The 17,221-nt window shown below is 45.6% G+C and carries 17 protein-coding genes; 13 read left to right on the top strand and 4 right to left on the bottom strand.

The window, feature by feature from the left end; all coding sequences use genetic code 11:
* The first annotated feature begins 169 nt into the window (after nt 1-169).
* The 6 genes from xseA to recN are packed head-to-tail and all read left to right on the top strand — an operon-like array spanning nt 170 to nt 5,483.
* Nucleotides 170-1,510, top strand: coding sequence for an exodeoxyribonuclease VII large subunit (gene xseA, locus C4K46_RS01920; protein ID WP_209626811.1), 1,341 nt, complete (start codon nt 170-172; stop codon nt 1,508-1,510).
* Nucleotides 1,488-1,700 (top strand): exodeoxyribonuclease VII small subunit, encoded by a 213-nt coding sequence (locus C4K46_RS01915; protein ID WP_209626809.1) that lies wholly within the window; start codon nt 1,488-1,490, stop codon nt 1,698-1,700. The genes xseA and C4K46_RS01915 overlap by 23 nt, the downstream gene beginning before the upstream one ends.
* The gene (locus C4K46_RS01910) at nt 1,697-2,572 is read left to right on the top strand and encodes a polyprenyl synthetase family protein (protein WP_209626807.1); all 876 of its coding nucleotides are present in this window, start codon (nt 1,697-1,699) and stop codon (nt 2,570-2,572) included. The genes C4K46_RS01915 and C4K46_RS01910 overlap by 4 nt, the downstream gene beginning before the upstream one ends.
* Entirely contained in the window at nt 2,565-3,380 is an 816-nt protein-coding gene (locus C4K46_RS01905; RefSeq protein WP_209626805.1) for a TlyA family RNA methyltransferase, read from the top strand. Before C4K46_RS01910 ends, C4K46_RS01905 begins: the two co-directional genes overlap by 8 nt.
* A complete protein-coding gene (locus C4K46_RS01900; RefSeq protein ID WP_209626803.1) occupies nt 3,373-3,804 on the top strand; it encodes an arginine repressor in 432 nt (143 codons plus the stop codon). Before C4K46_RS01905 ends, C4K46_RS01900 begins: the two co-directional genes overlap by 8 nt.
* Before the next feature lie 8 nt (nt 3,805-3,812).
* Nucleotides 3,813-5,483, top strand: coding sequence for a DNA repair protein RecN (recN, locus tag C4K46_RS01895; protein WP_209626800.1), 1,671 nt, complete (start codon nt 3,813-3,815; stop codon nt 5,481-5,483).
* Nucleotides 5,484-5,654: 171 nt separating this feature from the next.
* Here the strand turns inward: recN and C4K46_RS01890 are convergent, their stop codons facing one another.
* Genes C4K46_RS01890 through C4K46_RS01875 form a run of 4 tightly spaced genes read right to left on the bottom strand, consistent with a single transcriptional unit; the run spans nt 5,655 to nt 9,298 of the window.
* Complete coding sequence (locus C4K46_RS01890) at nt 5,655-6,617, bottom strand: siderophore ABC transporter substrate-binding protein (RefSeq protein WP_209626798.1); 963 nt, start codon at nt 6,615-6,617, stop codon at nt 5,655-5,657.
* A gap of 18 nt (nt 6,618-6,635) precedes the next feature.
* Nucleotides 6,636-7,388 carry an iron ABC transporter ATP-binding protein gene (locus tag C4K46_RS01885; protein ID WP_209626795.1) on the bottom strand — a complete coding sequence of 251 codons (753 nt, stop codon included), beginning with the start codon at nt 7,386-7,388 and terminating at the stop codon, nt 6,636-6,638.
* A 1-nt stretch (nt 7,389) separates the two neighbouring features.
* On the bottom strand, nt 7,390-8,352 hold the full coding sequence (locus C4K46_RS01880; RefSeq protein ID WP_209626793.1) for an iron chelate uptake ABC transporter family permease subunit: 963 nt from the start codon (nt 8,350-8,352) through the stop codon (nt 7,390-7,392).
* Complete coding sequence (locus C4K46_RS01875; RefSeq protein WP_209626791.1) at nt 8,345-9,298, bottom strand: ABC transporter permease; 954 nt, start codon at nt 9,296-9,298, stop codon at nt 8,345-8,347. The genes C4K46_RS01880 and C4K46_RS01875 overlap by 8 nt, the downstream gene beginning before the upstream one ends.
* A gap of 403 nt (nt 9,299-9,701) precedes the next feature.
* Between C4K46_RS01875 and C4K46_RS01870 the strand changes: the two genes are divergently transcribed.
* The 7 genes from C4K46_RS01870 (at nt 9,702) to C4K46_RS01840 (ending at nt 16,895) form a co-directional block, all read left to right on the top strand.
* Nucleotides 9,702-10,535, top strand: coding sequence for a DegV family protein (locus C4K46_RS01870; RefSeq protein WP_209626790.1), 834 nt, complete (start codon nt 9,702-9,704; stop codon nt 10,533-10,535).
* Nucleotides 10,536-10,678: 143 nt separating this feature from the next.
* Entirely contained in the window at nt 10,679-10,954 is a 276-nt protein-coding gene (locus tag C4K46_RS01865; RefSeq protein ID WP_209626788.1) for an HU family DNA-binding protein, read from the top strand.
* A 258-nt stretch (nt 10,955-11,212) separates the two neighbouring features.
* Nucleotides 11,213-11,662 carry a Fur family transcriptional regulator gene (locus tag C4K46_RS01860; protein WP_209626785.1) on the top strand — a complete coding sequence of 150 codons (450 nt, stop codon included), beginning with the start codon at nt 11,213-11,215 and terminating at the stop codon, nt 11,660-11,662.
* 222 nt (nt 11,663-11,884) lie between these two features.
* Nucleotides 11,885-12,577, top strand: coding sequence for a phosphoglycerate mutase (locus tag C4K46_RS01855; RefSeq protein WP_209626783.1), 693 nt, complete (start codon nt 11,885-11,887; stop codon nt 12,575-12,577).
* A 273-nt stretch (nt 12,578-12,850) separates the two neighbouring features.
* The gene (gene pbp2b / locus C4K46_RS01850; RefSeq protein ID WP_209626781.1) at nt 12,851-14,914 is read left to right on the top strand and encodes a penicillin-binding protein PBP2B; all 2,064 of its coding nucleotides are present in this window, start codon (nt 12,851-12,853) and stop codon (nt 14,912-14,914) included.
* 84 nt (nt 14,915-14,998) lie between these two features.
* Complete coding sequence (recR, locus tag C4K46_RS01845; protein WP_209626779.1) at nt 14,999-15,598, top strand: recombination mediator RecR; 600 nt, start codon at nt 14,999-15,001, stop codon at nt 15,596-15,598.
* A gap of 250 nt (nt 15,599-15,848) precedes the next feature.
* Nucleotides 15,849-16,895, top strand: a complete 1,047-nt coding sequence (locus C4K46_RS01840) for a D-alanine--D-alanine ligase (RefSeq protein WP_209626777.1) — start codon at nt 15,849-15,851, stop codon at nt 16,893-16,895.
* Nucleotides 16,896-17,221: the final 326 nt, after the last annotated feature.

The following is a 17,221-nucleotide window of genomic DNA, read 5'->3' as shown; positions in this document are numbered from 1 at the left end:
AAGAAGTTTTCAAGATAAGCTAGAATTTGGAAAACAATTTCAGAAAAGGTGGGGAATGATGCTTGTTTTTGAAACTTCTTTCAGAAGCGGTGAGAAAAAATGCAAAAAAACGGGCTTTTTGTTATAATAAAGGCTGAATAAATAGAAGATTTTTAAAGAGAGGAACCCCATGCCAGAGTATTTATCGGTTTCCCTATTGACCAAATATTTGAAATTAAAATTTGAGCGGGATCCTTATTTGGAAAGGGTCTATCTGACTGGCCAGGTTTCTAATTTTCGCAAGCGCCCCAACCACCAATATTTCTCTCTCAAAGACGAGGGAGCGGTTATCCAGGCTACCATCTGGTCTGGAGTCTATCGAAAGTTGGGCTTTGACTTGGAAGAAGGCATGAAGATCAATGTCATTGGTCGTATTCAGCTCTATGAACCGGGTGGGAGCTACTCGATTATTATTGAAAAGGCTGAGCCTGACGGTATTGGTGCCTTGGCTATCCAGTTTGAGCAACTAAAGAAAAAGCTGGGAGATGAGGGACTTTTTCGTTCGGATTTGAAGCAGGCCCTGCCCCGTTTTGTCAAAAAAATTGGGATAGTGACCAGCCCTAGTGGTGCGGTTATCCGCGACATCATTACGACAATCAATCGGCGTTTTCCTGGCTTGGAGCTGGTCCTTTATCCGACTAAGGTCCAAGGGGAAGGAGCAGCCCAGGAGCTAGCGGATAATATTCGCAGGGCCAATGAGCGAGAGGATTTAGATGTCCTGATTATCGGACGGGGTGGTGGCTCGATTGAGGACCTCTGGGCCTTTAATGAGGAGCCGCTAGTCCGGGCTGTTTTTGAGTCAAGGATTCCGATTATTTCAAGTGTTGGCCATGAGACGGATACCACCCTGGCTGACTTTGTGGCGGATCGCCGGGCGGCCACCCCGACTGCTGCTGCAGAGCTAGCCACCCCAATCACCAAATTAGACCTGCTGGCTCACTTGCAGCAGCAGGAAAATCGTCTGGCTATGGCCCTGAAAAATCGCTTGACCCGCTATCGTCAGGATTTAAATAAACTTAGTCAGTCGGTTATTTTCCGTCAGCCTGAGCGCCTGTATGATGGTTATTTACAAAAGTTGAACCAGCTGGATTTACGCCTGCTGGAAAAAATGCGAAGTCTCTATCGGGATAAGTACCAACAGTGGCAGCTCTTGAGTCAGCGTTTGCGGGCCCTCAGCCCTGAAGTTTCCCTAAAGCTTGGTCAGGATCAGTTGGAACGGTTAGAGCGCCTTCTGCGTAGCAATATGGCCCTGATTTATGATCAAAAGCTAGACCAATTCAAGCACTTGTCTGAGACCCTCTTGACCCTGGACACGAGTCGGATTGTGGCCAGAGGCTATGCCCTGGTTCAAAAGGGAGAGGGAGTTCTAGACTCGGTCGAGAAAATAGAGAAAAAGGACCAGCTGCGTTTAATCATGCGTGATGGTCAAGTAGAAGTAGAGGTAAAAGATGTCCAAAGAAAAGAAATTTGAAGAAAATTTAGCAGAATTAGAAGCGATTGTAGAAAAGTTGGAAAAGGGTGATGTGGCCCTAGAAGACGCCATTAGTGAATTTCAAAAGGGAATGAAGCTGTCTAAGGATTTGCAAGAGACCCTTAATCAGGCTGAAAAAACTCTGGTTAAGGTTATGCAGGCTGACGGTAGCGAGACGGAAATGGAATGAAAAAAGCAGAAAAAATCCAGCGTTTAGAACAAGTCATCCATGATTTTTATGGGGACAAGCAAGTAGCTCCCAGCCTGATTGAGGCTATTTTGTATTCGGTAGAGGCTGGTGGCAAGCGACTTCGTCCCCTGCTTTTGCTAGAGTTGCTTGAGGCTTTGGGGCTGGACTTGCAGCTGGCCCATTTTCAGCTAGCAGCAGCCCTGGAGTTGATTCATACAGGCAGCCTGATTCATGATGATTTGCCAGCCATGGATGATGATGACTACCGCAGGGGCCGGCTAACCAACCATAAGAAATTTGGCGAGGCCCTAGCTATTCTAGCAGGGGACAGCCTCTTTTTGGACCCCTTTGCCCTGGTGGCGAGAGCAGATTTGCCTAGCCAGATCAAGGTGGAGCTCCTGGCTAGTCTGTCAGAAGCGGCCGGAAGTTTTGGCATGGTCGCAGGCCAGGTCCTGGATATGGAAGGGGAGAATAGCCAGAGTAGTCTGGAAGATTTACAGGCCATTCATGCCCATAAGACTGGCAAGCTCCTGGCCTACCCTTTTCTAGCGGCAGCTATTTTAGCTGAGCTTGACTCTAGTGATCGGGCTGGCTTGATTGAAGCCGGCCAATTATTGGGCCTGGCTTTCCAAGTTAGGGATGATATTCTAGATGTGACGGCCAATTTTGACCAGTTGGGTAAGACTCCCAAAAAAGATTTGACTGCGGCCAAGTCCACCTATCCAGCCCTCTTGGGCCTTGGAGAGGCCCAGCAATTTCTGGATCAACTGCTGGAGCGGGTCTTGGGTCTATTGACCCAGCTAGAGCAGACTAGCACTTTTAAGGGGCAGGTAATCCGCCAAATGATAGAAGGTTTAAAATTAAATGACTAAAGAAAGAGTAGATGTTCTAGCCTATAAGCAGGGCTTATTTGAGACTCGCGAGCAGGCCAAGCGAGGCGTGATGGCGGGCCTGGTCGTTTCGGTAGTTAGCGGCCAGCGTTTTGACAAGCCTGGTGAGAAGATTGATGCTGGTCTGGAACTAAAGGTCAAGGGGGAAAAACTTCCCTATGTCAGTCGAGGGGGCCTGAAATTAGCCAAGGCCCTGGCTATTTTTGACTTATCGGTCGAGGACAAGGTGGCCTTAGATATCGGTGCCTCTACGGGCGGTTTTACCGATGTCATGTTGCAAAATGGAGCTAGCCTGGTCTATGCAGTCGATGTTGGGACCAATCAGCTAGCCTGGAAATTGCGCCAGGACCCCAAGGTCAAGAGTATGGAGCAGTTTAACTTCCGCTATGCCCAGGCTTCTGACTTTGAGCGAGAGCCCCAGTTTGCAACAATTGATGTAAGTTTTATTTCTCTCAGCCTGATTTTACCAGCCCTAGCTCAAGTCCTGGCTGAAGGAGGTCGGGTTGTTGCCCTGATTAAACCCCAGTTTGAGGCGGGCCGCAAGCAGGTTGGGAAAAATGGGATTGTCAAGGACCCCAAGGTCCATCTCCAGGTCCTAAAGCAGACCTTGGACTTTAGTCTAGCTGCGGGTTTTTCGCTCAAGGGATTGGATTTTTCTCCCATTCAGGGAGGTCAGGGCAATATTGAATTTTTGGCCTATCTAGAAAAAAATCAGCAGACAGAAAATCTCTTGCAGACGCCTTTAGAGCAGATTGTTGAAAAAGCACACAAGGAGTTTAAGGATGAATAAAAAAGAACGCTTAGAACGGATTCGTCGCTTTGTCGACCGTCATGCTGTCAAGACCCAGGAGGAGATTGTCGAGCACCTACGCGAGGCTGGACTTTCAGCCACTCAAGCGACGGTTTCTCGAGATATTCGAGAGTTGGGCATTGTCAAAATCCCCCTCAAGGACAATACCTACATCTATGAGCTACCCAAGAGTATCGCCAGTAGTCTAGACTTGGTGGAAAAAAATGTCCTCTCTCATGCCCTCCAGGAAAATATGATTAACTTGACCCTGATTCCAGGTAGTAGTACCCTGGTCAAGCGTCATTTGCTGGGTAGGTTTCGCGAGGAAATCTTTAGTATTTTAGCAGACAATGATAGCATTTTGATAATTAGTCCTTCTAATCAGGATGCTAAAAAGATTTACGAACGGATTCGTCATTGGTAGGTTAGTTTATGTTACTTGAAATTTCAATCAAAAATTTTGCCATTATTGAAGAAATCAACCTGCATTTTGAGCAGGGCATGACTGTCCTGACTGGAGAAACGGGAGCAGGGAAATCCATTATTATTGATGCTATGAATATGATGCTGGGCAGTCGAGCTACCCTAGATGTCATTCGTCATGGAGCCAAGAAAGCCGAGATTGAGGGGCTTTTCACCATTGAGCCCAATCCCTTGCTCCAAGAGCTTTTGCTGGAGCAGGGCCTGGAGGTGACCGATGAGCTGATTATCCGGCGGGAAATTCTCCAAAATGGTCGCAGTGTTAGCCGAATCAATGGTCAAATGGTCAACCTCTCCGTTTTGCGGGCAGTAGGCCAGTACTTGGTTGATATCCACGGCCAGCACGACCAGGAAGAGTTGATGCGCCCCCAGCTACATGGTCGCTTGCTCGATGCCTTTGGAAATCAAGAGTTTGTTGACTTAAAGGCTGCCTATCAGGCTAGTTTTGAAAGCTATCGCCAGCTGCGCAAGAGCTTGATTGGCCAGCAGAAAAACCAGCTGGAGCACAAGGCTCGGATTGAGATGTTGGAGTATCAAATGGCTGAAATTGAGGCGGCTGATTTAAAGCCAGCCGAGGATAAAAGCCTGGAGCAGGAACTAGAAAAGCTCCGTCATCATAAGCAGATTAGTGATACCCTAAGGGGTGCCTATAGTCTCCTGGACAATGAGGACTTTTCCAGTCTGGCCAATCTTCGGTCGGCCATGAATGAGTTAGACTCTATTTCCGACTATGATCCGACCTACCAAACCCTGGCCCAAAATCTGGCTGAAGGCTATTATATCTTGGAAGAGGTGGGCAAGGACTTGGAAGATTTAGCTGGCTCTGCTGATTTTGACAGTGGTCGCCTCTTTCAGGTCGAAAATCGCTTGGACCTCCTTAATAGTATCACTAGAAAATACGGCGGGCAGGTAGATGACGTTCGGGACTACTACCAGCAGATTAGCCGAGAGTACAGCCTTCTCACAGCCAACAACCTCTCCTCAGAAGATTTGGAGTTAGAGTTAAAGAAAGAAGAGCAGGTCTTATTAGGGCTGGCTAAAAATCTTAGTCAGGCTAGGCATGGCTTGGCCCAAATGCTGGAAGCAGAAATCAAGCAAGAATTGCAAGATCTCTATATGGAAAAGGCAGACTTTCAAGTTCGTTTCCAACAGGGTAAGTTCAATCGTGAGGGAAATGAGCAGATAGAGTTTTATATCTCAACCAATCCAGGAGAAGATTTTAAGCCCTTGGTAAAGGTGGCCTCAGGTGGGGAACTTTCCCGCTTGATGTTGGCTATTAAGTCTGCCTTTGCTCGTCAGGAAGGCAAGACCTCTATCGTCTTTGATGAGGTAGATACTGGTGTTTCAGGCCGGGTGGCTCAGGCCATTGCCCAGAAAATCCATAAGATTGCTAGCCATGGGCAAGTCTTGGCTATCTCCCACCTACCCCAGGTTGTGGCTGTTGCCGATTATCAATTCTATATCGAAAAGATTTCAGATGCCCACTCAACAGTTTCTCAAGTTCGCCTTTTGAGCCAGGCTGAACGAGTGGACGAAATTGCCAAGATGTTAGCTGGTCAAGATGTGACCCAAGCTGCCCTGACCCAGGCGCGGGAACTTTTGAAAAAGACAGAAAGTAAGTAGCCAATAGGCCCCTTACTGACCAGTATCTGGGATAGGAGAAAAGACAGGCTCAAATCAATAGCAAGCAAATCTTGCTAGCCCCTCGGCTACAAGAAAAAAATAAAAAATCAGGTGTTCACGATAGGAACATCTGATTTTCTTTTATAGCATAAGTTGCTTTAAGCTCTAGCCTTATTTTCCAGCCAGGTCCTTGACATCTTGAATCATCAGTTTGGTGGACTCTAGTCCCCCGCCACTCAGATACCAGAGGTCGGAAGTGAGGTTGACAATCTTTTTGTCCTTAGCCGCCTGGGTTTCCTGGATAAGGGCGTTGTCGAGAATGCCTTCGTTGGAAGAGTTATCTCCACCGATAGCTAGGGTCCGATTGACGACAAAGATAAGGTCTGGATTGATTTCCTTGACTCCTTCAAAACTAATTTCTTGGCCATGCTTGGAGTCTTCAATTTTGACATCAGGTGCCTTGAATTTCAAGCTATCGTAGAGGAAGGAGAAGCGAGACTTGGCACCGAAGGCTGACATGGAGCCTTCATTCAACATGAGGGTTAAAGCTTTTTTGTCTGACTTTTCGTTGGCGCTGGCTACTGTTTCGATTTCCTTATCAAGGCTGTCCAGTTCAGACTGGGCTTTCTTTTTAGCATCATCACCAAAGAGGCTGGCTAGTGAAAGAATGTTGGTCTTGGTGGAGCCCCAGTAGTCCTTCTCGCTGGACTTAAAGAGGATGGTTGGGGTGATTTCCTTGAACTTGGATAGGTATTCAGCTGTCCGAGGAGAAGCGATAATCAAATCAGGTTGCAATTCCTCAATGGCATCAAGGTCTGGTTCCTTCATAGTTCCGACATTTTTGATGCTCTTTGGCAAATCCTTGAGATAGGCTGGTACAGTTTCGGTCGGCATGCCGGCAATGCTATCAACCTTTCCCAGGTTACGAATGGTATCTAGGGCTCCTAGATCAAAGACGACAATCTTCTTGGGATTGCTAGGGACCTGGGTATCGCCCTGGGAGTCTTTGATGGTAACCTTGTCTGCAGTTTTTCCACTGTTGGTATTCTTCTCATTGTTAGTAGAACAAGCAACAAGAAGGACCACAGCCAGGGCTGTCAGGATCGAAAGTAAGATTTTTTTCATGTGTTTCATAGAATTCCTCCAAAATAATTAGCGGTAAATACAGATTTTTTTCCCCTCGATTTGGCCGAGGGTGATGTCCATTTCGTAGAGGTTATCTAGCACCTCCTTGGTCATGACCTCTTGGGTCGTCCCCTGATAAAAGACTTTCCCTTCCTTAAAGGCGACCATTTCATCCACATACTGGCTAGCAATATTGATGTCGTGAATCACGATGACGATGGTCTTGCCAAAGTCGTCGATAAGGGAACGCAGGGTCTTCATCATGGCAACGCCTTGCTTGATGTCCAAGTTATTCAAGGGCTCATCAAGCAAGATAAAGTCCGTATCTTGGGCCAAGACCATAGCGATAAAGACCCGTTGCAGTTGTCCACCAGACAGGGTGTCGATAAAGCGCTGGCGCAAATCGAGAATATCCAGATAGCGGAGGGCTTCCTCGATTTTTTCTTTATCTGTTGCTGTCAGACGGTCTTGGCTGTAGGGAAAGCGACCAAAGCTGACCAATTCTTCTACGGTCAACTTGGCCTGGTAGTTGATTTTTTGTTTTAAAATTGTTAATTCTTTGGCTAGCTCTCTTGAGTTCCAAGCCTCGATTTCTTTTCCTTTGATGCTTAAAAAACCCTGATCTTTTTTTAGTAAACGGCTCATAATAGCAAGAAGAGTAGACTTACCAGCACCATTGGGGCCGATAAAAGCAGTAAACTTGCCAGGACTAATAGTCAGTCCAATATCTTCTAAGATGAGCTTGTCACCAAAGGATTTTCTAATATTGTCTAAGTGCATACTAACTCCTTGCTTTCTTGGCTAATAGGTAGAAGAAAAAGATTCCTCCTCCTAGCTCAATCACCATGCTAATATTGATTTGTAGCTGAAAGACCCGCTCTACCAGCAACTGTCCGTTGACCAGAGTGATAAAGCCCAGTAGACTAGCTACTAAAAAGAGCCACCTATGCTGGTATTCGCTCACTAAGAGATAGGTCAGGTTAGAAACCATAAAGCCAAAAAACATCATGGGTCCAACCAGGGCTGTCGTCGTAGCACTCAAAAGGACAATGGCCCAGAGGATTTTTTTCTGCTCGCGCTCAACCTCAACTCCCAAAATGGTCGCTGTTTTCTTGTCCAAATGAAAAACGTTGAGCAGGGAGTTTTTACTTAGTAGATAGAGACAGCCCAAGAGGATAAGGATAGTAGCTAAGAGCAGAATATCCAGATTGATGCGCTGGAAAGAAGGAAAGAGCTTTCCTTGGAGCTTATCGTATTCATTGGGATCCATCAGAACCTGCAAAAAGGTACTGGCGCTTCTAAAGAGGGTTCCCAAGGCCATACAAATCAAGAGGATAAAGACAAAGCCCTGCTCCAAAAGTCTTTTGAGTGCAGACTGCAAGGCCAGGAAAAATCCAGCTTGTAGAACTAAGACCAGCAGAAATTCCAGCAAGGGGTTGGCAGTCGTCCCGATAAATTTACTCATAAAAAAGAGATAAAGGGTCTGCATGAGGACATAGAGCGACTCCAGTCCCAGAATGCTGGGTGTCAGCAGGCGATTTTCCGTCACTGTTTGAAAGCTAATGGTCGAAAAACTAGCAGCTAGAGCCAGTAGTAGATAGGTGATAAGCTTTTGCGAGCGTGATTTAAGGGCGTAGAGAGTCAAGGGACGATTGAAGGGGAAAAAATAGAGAATAGCACTGATAAGAGCTAGTAGAATCAAGAGTCCAAGGATTTTTTTACTGGAAAGCTTCATCTTATTCATGGACGCTACCTCGCCACAAAAGAAAAATAAAGATGATACTACCCACCATGCCCAAAATCAAACTAACCGAGAGCTCGTAAGGGCGAATCAGCAGACGAGCTAAGATGTCGCAGGCTAGGACAAAAACAGCCCCAGCCAGGGCAACAGCCCCCTTGATCCTCTTCATATTATCCCCCCAGAAGGTCCGGACGACATTGGGAACAATAACCCCTAAAAAGGGAAGCGAGCCCACTGTAATCATGGTAACGCTGGTTGTCAGGGCGACCAAAAAGAGGATGAGTCCTTCTACTTTATAGTAGGAAATTCCCAGATTGTGGCTAGCATCTTCGCCCAAGTTCATAATGGTAAAGGTCGACGACAGCCGCCAAACCGCAATCAGAATGATCAGACTCAAGAAAAGCCATTCGTACTGATGTCTTTGAATCATCGAAAAGGAGCCCTGGGTCCAAGAGGACATGCTCTGGACCAGATTGAAACGATAGGCGATGATTTGAGCAGCAGCGCTGATAATACCACTGTAAATCAAGCCGACCAAGGGCAGGAGCCACTTTTCCTTAAATGATAATTTTCTGACAAATCTAATAAAAATAAGGGTAAAAAAAATAGCCGAGCAAAAAGCAAACAACATTTTCTGACCCAGACTGGCAGAAGGAAAGAAAAAGAGGCTTAAGAGCATGCCGAGTTCAGCTGCCTCGACCGTCCCAATCGTTGAGGGAGCTGCAAAAGGATTTTGCGTAATGGTCTGCATGAGCAGTCCTGCCATGCTCATACTCGAGCCTGCTAGGACAATGCTTAGGGTTCGTGGCAAACGTGATTCTTGGAAGGTCAGCCAGCTAGCAGCGTCACCTTGCAAGAACTTAGCCAGGGAAAATTGACCAGCCCCCAGATAAAGCGACAGTAAACAAAGCACAAGTAGCAGCAAGCCTAGGAATTTTGTTTCTTTCATTATCAACTCCTTTTATCTAAAGTAGTATTGATTGACATCCCTCTCCAGGGATTGGTATGCCTTTATCCATGATGAGCTCCCTTGGCCTTCCTCACCTCTCTCTTGATGTCTAAGAGAATGGGACTTAAAATCATACAAGATAAAAGTAACAAAAATAGCCTTGAGTGTCAATTATTTTCTGAAAATTTAATAATTCAGGCAATTCCTGGCTTTCTTAGCCTTTGAAAACAAATATTTATTGAATTTTAATGAAAGGGGGAAAGATTAAAAAAAGAAAACAAAGAGATTACAATTTTATAAAGAAGGGGAGCAAAACCCTAGTCCTAGCAGAAATTTCTCCACAAAAATATATTTTTTTGGTATAATGACAATAGTATGATTGAAAGTTAGAAGTAGGGATAATATGACGAAAATTAAGATTGTAACGGACTCATCTATTACGATTGAACCGGCACTGGCAGAGGCCTTGGACATAACCATTGTTCCCTTGTCTGTCATGATTGACGGTGTCGTTTACTCAGATGCCGACCTCAAGGAGGGACAATTCCTCCAGCTGATGCAAAATAGTAAAAATCTACCCAAGACTAGCCAACCGCCGGTAGGAGTGTTTGCAGAGATTTTTGAATCCTTAGGAGAAGAAGCAGACCAAATCATCTCCATTCACATGTCCCATGCCCTATCAGGAACGGTAGAAGCCGCTAGGCAGGGAGCTACCCTAGCCAATGTCGATGTGACAGTTTTAGATAGTAGCTTTACCGACCAGGCTATGAAGTTTCAGGTAGTCCAGGCGGCCAAGCTAGCCCAGGCTGGAGCAGACCTGGAGACTATTTTAAGAGAGGTTGAGGAGGTCAAGGATAAGACCCAACTCTATATCGGAGTCTCCACTCTAGAAAACTTGGTCAAGGGAGGCCGTATCGGTCGTGTGACAGGTCTTTTGAGCTCTCTCTTAAACATCAAGGTGATTATGGAAATGAAAAACCACCAGCTAGAGCCTGTGGTTAAGGGCCGGGGCAACAAGACCTTTAAGAAATGGTTGGATGACTTTAAGGCCAGTCTAGCCGATAAAAAAGTGGCTGAGATTGGGATTTCCTATGCGGGCAAGCCCGACTTTGCTGAGGACTTGAAGGCCAGCCTGGCTCCCTATGTTTCGGAGGAAATCCCCCTCCTGGAGACCGGATCGATTATCCAAACCCATACTGGGGAGAATGCCTGGGCTGTTTTGATTCGTTATCAGTAAAATATTACAGACGGAAATGGACGAAAGCTGAAAAAAGTTGAAAAAAGAACTTTCACGCTTGACCTATGAACATTTTTAAGTTATCATTATATTTGTTAGGGTATTCAAAGGATACCCGATAAAATATTTGGAGGATTTGTTAAATGGCTAACAAACAAGATTTGATTGCAAAAGTAGCAGAAGCTACAGAATTGACTAAGAAAGATTCAGCAGCAGCAGTTGATGCAGTATTCGCAGCTGTAACAGAATACCTTTCAAAAGGTGAAAAAGTTCAACTGATTGGTTTTGGTAACTTTGAAGTTCGTGAACGTGCAGCTCGTAAGGGTCGCAACCCACAAACTGGTAAAGAAATCAAAATCGCTGCTTCAAAAGTTCCAGCTTTCAAAGCAGGTAAAGCTCTTAAAGACTCTGTAAAATAAAGTCTTTTAAGCCTAGTCTCTGACTAGGTTTTTTTGCTGTCTTTTTAGGAGGGGCAGTACAGAACAAGAGCTGAATTTTTTCTGGGCTCTTTAGCAACTGTAGTAGGTAGATTTTTTATTACTATAGGAGATAATCTGCAAGAGACCAGGCAAATGGAGGAAAGGGTGGCTAACAGAGCAGAGTGAGGTCGTGTCAATAGTCAAGCTAGGAGAATCGTGCTATAATGAAGGGGATAAGTAGAGAGAGATGGTAAATAAATGGTGGGACACCCTTATTTAAAAGCAGAGCAAGAGGTCAGCTATGAGCAGGTCTTGGAGCACTTGAGAAAAAAAGGTATTCGGATTACCGAGACGCGCAGGGCAGTCATTGCCTATCTGATAGCCAGTAAAAGTCATCCCAGTGCAGAAATGATTTATCAGGATCTGCAGGCTGATTTTCCCAAGATGAGCCTGGCCACCGTTTATAATAATCTCAAGGTCCTGGTCGAGGAGGGCTTTGTGACCGAACTAAAATTGAGCCAGGACAAGACCAGTTATTTTGATTATATGGGCCACCAGCATTTGAATGTGGTCTGTGAACTCTGCGGTCGAATTGTAGATGTGGATATTGATTTTCCTAACCTCAAGTTAGAAGCAGAAGAGCATACGGGCTACCAGGTCCACAAGACCCAGATTTTGGCCTATGGGGTCTGTCCAGACTGCTCCTGATTTGCTAATTCTTAGAGCTTTATCTGGGATTTTGGAGCTTGATTATTGATTGGAGGAAGTCTAGAAGAAGTTTTTTCTAGACTTCTTCTGGTTTGTCTAGCTTTTTTTGAAAAAATTTTGTAAAATATAAGAGTAACTGTAAGACAGTTTTCAAAAATCTAACTGAGCTGGGGCTGAGGTGTCTAACGGAGGCTCTGGTATCTTATTTCAAGGAGAATTCAAATGGTAAAATTGGTTTTTGCTCGCCACGGTGAGTCTGAATGGAACAAGGCCAACCTTTTCACTGGTTGGGCTGATGTTGATTTGTCTGAAAAAGGGACTCAACAAGCAATCGACGCAGGTAAATTGATTAAAGAAGCAGGTATCGAATTTGACCAGGCTTACACTTCAGTATTGAAACGTGCGATCAAAACAACTAACTTGGCTCTGGAAGCAGCTGATCAACTCTGGGTGCCAGTTGAAAAATCATGGCGCTTGAACGAACGTCACTACGGTGGCTTGACTGGTAAAAACAAGGCCGAAGCAGCTGAACAATTTGGTGATGAGCAAGTTCATATCTGGCGCCGTTCATACGATGTATTGCCTCCAGATATGGCCAAGGATGACGAGCATTCAGCCCACACTGACCGCCGTTACTCCCACCTGGACGATTCAGTTATTCCAGATGCTGAAAACTTGAAAGTGACCCTTGAGCGGGCCCTTCCTTTCTGGGAAGACAAGATTGCTCCAGCTCTTAAGGACGGGAAAAATGTTTTTGTAGGTGCTCATGGAAACTCTATCCGGGCCCTTGTAAAACACATCAAACAATTGTCTGATGACGAAATCATGGATGTGGAAATTCCAAACTTCCCACCACTTGTCTTTGAATTTGATGACAAATTAAACCTTGTCGGTGAATACTACCTAGGCAAATAAGAATCAAAGCCAGAACGCAAGTTCTGGTTTTTTGCTTTTTAGCTCTAGGAGTTAACGAAAATAGCTTGTTAAGGATAAGGGAAAAGTTACCTAGGCTAATCAAGGAAGTGGTGGGAAAAAGAGAGTTTATCCTTACCAAATAGGGCTTTTTCCCCTCTTGGCTAGGGGGAGCTTGATCCTGTTTTTATCTGGGAAATTTTCCACAAAAGAAACTTTTCCTAGACTTCTTTTTCTTTGATTTATGGTAAAATAGGAGTTAGAATTTTTACTAGAATGAGAGAAACCATGTCTAAGAAACCGAGAAAATTTGATAGTCATTCCATTCCCAGACGGCTCAATCTTCTGTTTGCCTTTGTGATTCTGCTCTTTATGGGCCTCCTGGCCCGTCTAGGCTATATGCAGGTAGTAAACAAGGACTTTTATGTGAAGAAATTAGCCACTGCCAGCAAGACCAAGGTAACTACTAGTTCTGTTCGCGGACAGATTTATGATGCTAGTGGCAAGCCCCTAGTGGAAAATACGACCAAGCAGGTTGTCTCCTTTACCAGGAGCAATAAGATGACTGCGGCCGACCTAAAAGAGACGGCCAAAAAGTTATTAAATCTGGTTGATGTTTCGGATACGGAAATAAGTCAACGGCAGGCGGCTGACTACTATTTAGCAGATAGTGAGGTCTACAGTCAAGTAGTAGCTGATTTGCCTAAAAAGAAAAAGTACGATACGGACGGCAATAAACTGCCAGAGTCTAAGATTTATAAGAATGCTGTGGAAAGTCTAGACAGTGCTCGTCTAGCTTATGGTGAAGAGGATAAAAAAGCAGTGACTCTCTTTAATCAGATGAATAGCATTGCTAATTTTGAGACGGGGACCATCAAGACAGATGATTTGACACCGGAGCAGATTGCCCTAGTAGCTTCCAGCAGCAAGACCCTACCTGGTATCAGTATTACGACTGCCTGGGACCGCAAGGTGGTTGATAGCCCCCTAGCTTCGATTATCGGTAGTGTTTCCAGTGAAAAGGCGGGACTGCCAGCCGAGGAAGTTGATGACTACCTGAAAAAGGGATATTCCCTAAATGACCGGGTAGGGACTAGCTATTTGGAGAAGGAGTATGAAGCTACCCTTCAGGGCAAGAGGGCTGTCAAGGAAATCAATTTGGATAAAAATGGCGACATGGAAAGTGTCACCAATATCTCCCAAGGGAAAAAGGGAGATAATCTCAAGTTGACGGTTGACTTGACCTTCCAAAATGGGGTGGAGGACATCCTTAGAAGCTACTTCAATGCGGAGCTGGCAGCAGGCAATGCTACTTATTCTGAAGGGGTCTATGCAGTTGCTCTCGATCCAAATACAGGAGGTATTCTAGCCCTGGCCGGTCTCAAGCACAATACCTCATCGGGAGCCTTGAGCTCGGACTCTTTGGGGACCTTGACCAATGTTTTTGTTCCCGGCTCGGTCGTCAAGGGAGCGACCCTGACTGCTGGTTGGGAAAACAAGGCTATCACTGGGAACCAGACCCTAGTTGACCAGCCCATTAGCTTTGGTGGAGGCAATCCCATTACTTCCTGGTTTACCCAGTATGGCTCTCGCTCCATTACAGCCCTAGAGGCCCTGGAATATTCTTCTAATACCTATATGGTTCAAGTGGCCCTGCAAATGATGGGAACTCCTTATTCGGCCAATATGAATCTGGATTTTGATAAGCTGGACTCCTCCATGGAGAAGTTGCGCGCTAGCTTTGCAGAGTATGGCCTGGGGACCAAGACAGGGATTGATCTACCGACTGAGTCGGCGGGCTATCTGCCCAAGGATTTCACCTTTGCCAACTACTTGACCAATTCCTTTGGTCAATTTGACAACTATACTCCCTTGCAGCTAGCCCAGTATGCCGCCACAGTAGCCAATAATGGTAAACGCCTGGCTCCTCACCTGGTTGAGGGCATCTATGCCAACAATGAAGAAGGAGGTCTAGGGGACTTGATTGAAAAGAAGGAGAGCAAGGAACTAAATAAGGTGGACATCTCCGAAGAGGATATGAGCTTGATTAAGCAAGGGTTCTACCAGGTTGTGCATGGTGGCAGTGGCTTTACCACTGGTAGGACCATTGCCCAAGGGGAGGCTGTTCCTATCAGTGCCAAGACCGGAACGGCTGAAACCTTTGTGGCGGGTGGCCAGGCTGCCATCAATACCAATGTCGTAGCCTATGCCCCTAGTGACAATCCAAGGATTGCAGTGGCGGTTATCTTCCCCCACAATACCAATCTTTCTGCCACAGTCAGCCACAGCATTACCCGCGATATTATCAACCTCTACCACCAGAGTCACCCCCTCAACTAGTCTGGAATCTCTAGTTAGAAGTTGCTTCTCCTAGTTAAGCTAAAAAATAAAACTTCCTGCCTGCAGGACCTTAGAAAGTGAATTATGTTATATCCAACTCCTATTGCCAAACTGATTGACAGTTTCTCCAAGCTCCCGGGTATCGGTATTAAAACCGCTACCCGCCTGGCCTTTTATACCATCGGCATGAGCGATGATGATGTCAATGAATTTGCCAAAAATTTGCTGGCCGCCAAGCGGGAATTGAGCTACTGTTCAATCTGCGGAAATCTGACCGATGAGGACCCTTGTGCTATTTGTAGCGATGAAACCAGGGACCGGACCACTATTTTGATTGTTGAGGATAGTCGAGATGTTTCGGCCATGGAAAATATCCAAGAGTACCGGGGGCTCTATCATGTCCTGCATGGTCTGATTTCGCCCATGAATGGGGTGGGGCCAGATGATATTAACCTAAAAAGTCTCCTCAGCCGCTTGATGGAGCATAGCGAGATAGCAGAGGTCATTGTAGCGACCAATGCGACTGCTGATGGAGAGGCAACCTCCATGTATATCTCCCGTGTCTTGAAACCGGCAGGAATCAAGGTAACCCGCCTAGCTCGGGGGCTAGCTGTTGGCTCGGACATCGAGTATGCAGATGAAGTGACCCTCCTTAGGGCGATTGAAAACCGGACGGAATTATAGGCAGCAGGGGAGTGGGACTGCGAACTATTTCTATTTAGGGATAAGTTCTAGCCCACTCCCTTTTGATATGGTAAAAACTGCTAAAATATGGTACACTAAAGAGCGAAACCATGTCCTAGTTTTGGGGCAAGAGTTAGACTTGGCTTTTCTTAAGAGAAGTTAGTTTTATAGATGGCTTACTGGTCTGACCTTCTTTTTGACTGGCAAGTCCGGGCCCTGCCCAGAATGATTAGAATGTTAGGATAGAAAAATGACAAAACAAAGTTTGATTTTATTGTATGGTGGTCGGAGTGCAGAGCGTGAAGTCTCTGTCTTATCAGCAGAGAGCGTCATCAAGGCGGTAGATTATGAAAAATTCAGGGTCAAAACTTATTTTATCAGCCAGGATGGTAGTTTTCTCAAGACCCAAGAATTTGAAAGTCAACCGGCAGTAACTGAGAAGCTGATGACCAATGAGACTATTGACTGGACTTGTCAAATCAAGGCTAGTGATATTTATGAAGAAGGGGCAGTTGTCTTTCCAGTTCTTCATGGCCCCATGGGTGAAAATGGCTCTATTCAAGGTTTTCTAGAAACCCTAAAGTTGGCCTATGTAGGAACAGGGATTTTGGCTTCTAGTTTGGCCATGGATAAGATTACAACCAAGAGAGTCTTAGAGTCAGCAGGAATTGAGCAAGTCCCTTATGTAGCGGTGATTGAGGGAGATAACCTGGAAGAAAAGATTGGCCAAATCGAATCCAAACTGGCCTACCCAGTCTTTACCAAGCCCTCCAATATGGGCTCCAGTGTCGGAATTTCCAAGTCGGAGAACCAGGAGGAGCTAAGACAGGCTATCGACCTAGCCTTTCGCTATGATAGCCGGGTCTTGGTCGAGCAGGGAGTAGATGCGCGTGAGATTGAGGTCGGTCTTTTAGGTAACTACCATGTGAAAAGTAGCTTGCCGGGAGAAGTTGTCAAGGATGTAGCCTTCTATGACTATGAGGCCAAGTATATTGATAATAAAATCACCATGGATATTCCGGCCAAACTTCCGTCAGAGGTTATGAGCAAGATGCGGCAGAATGCTGAAGAAGCTTTTCGTGCCCTAGGTGGCCTGGGGTTGTCTCGCTGTGATTTCTTCTATACCAAGGATGGCCAAGTCTTTCTAAATGAGCTCAATACCATGCCAGGCTTTACCCAGTGGTCCATGTATCCCTTGCTATGGGAAAATATGGGTCTGGCCTATTCTGACTTGATTACCGAGTTGGTGAGACTGGCCCAAGAAGCCTTTAACAAAAGAGAGGAACATTTATTCTAAGAAAAAATTCCTAATTAGAAAAATGTGGTATAATAAAGGAGTCTGAGACATGAGTCTCCAACCTTTAAGACTTGTTTGGAATACGTGCAAGACGCGGTAGCCTTTTGGGTTCTACGTTCGCCTTTCCAGGCTCTGATGGATGATACAAGCTTTGCTTGTTTTATCTCAACTTCCCACAGTCCTATGGGACTGTTTTTTTGACACAAGCAGGGCTTGTGTTATCCACAACCTCTGACAGTCCGCTGGACTGTCAGAGCCTAACAGGCTTCGTGGGTTTCAAGCTGTAAAGCTTGAAAGTTGGAGATAGAGCTCGTGAAGCGAGCATC

It is taken from the genome of Streptococcus oricebi (genome assembly GCF_017883985.1).
Lineage (GTDB): Bacteria > Bacillota > Bacilli > Lactobacillales > Streptococcaceae > Streptococcus > Streptococcus oricebi.
The sequence above is the reverse complement of the archived record's forward strand: the minus strand, read 5'-3'. Positions and strand labels throughout refer to the sequence as shown.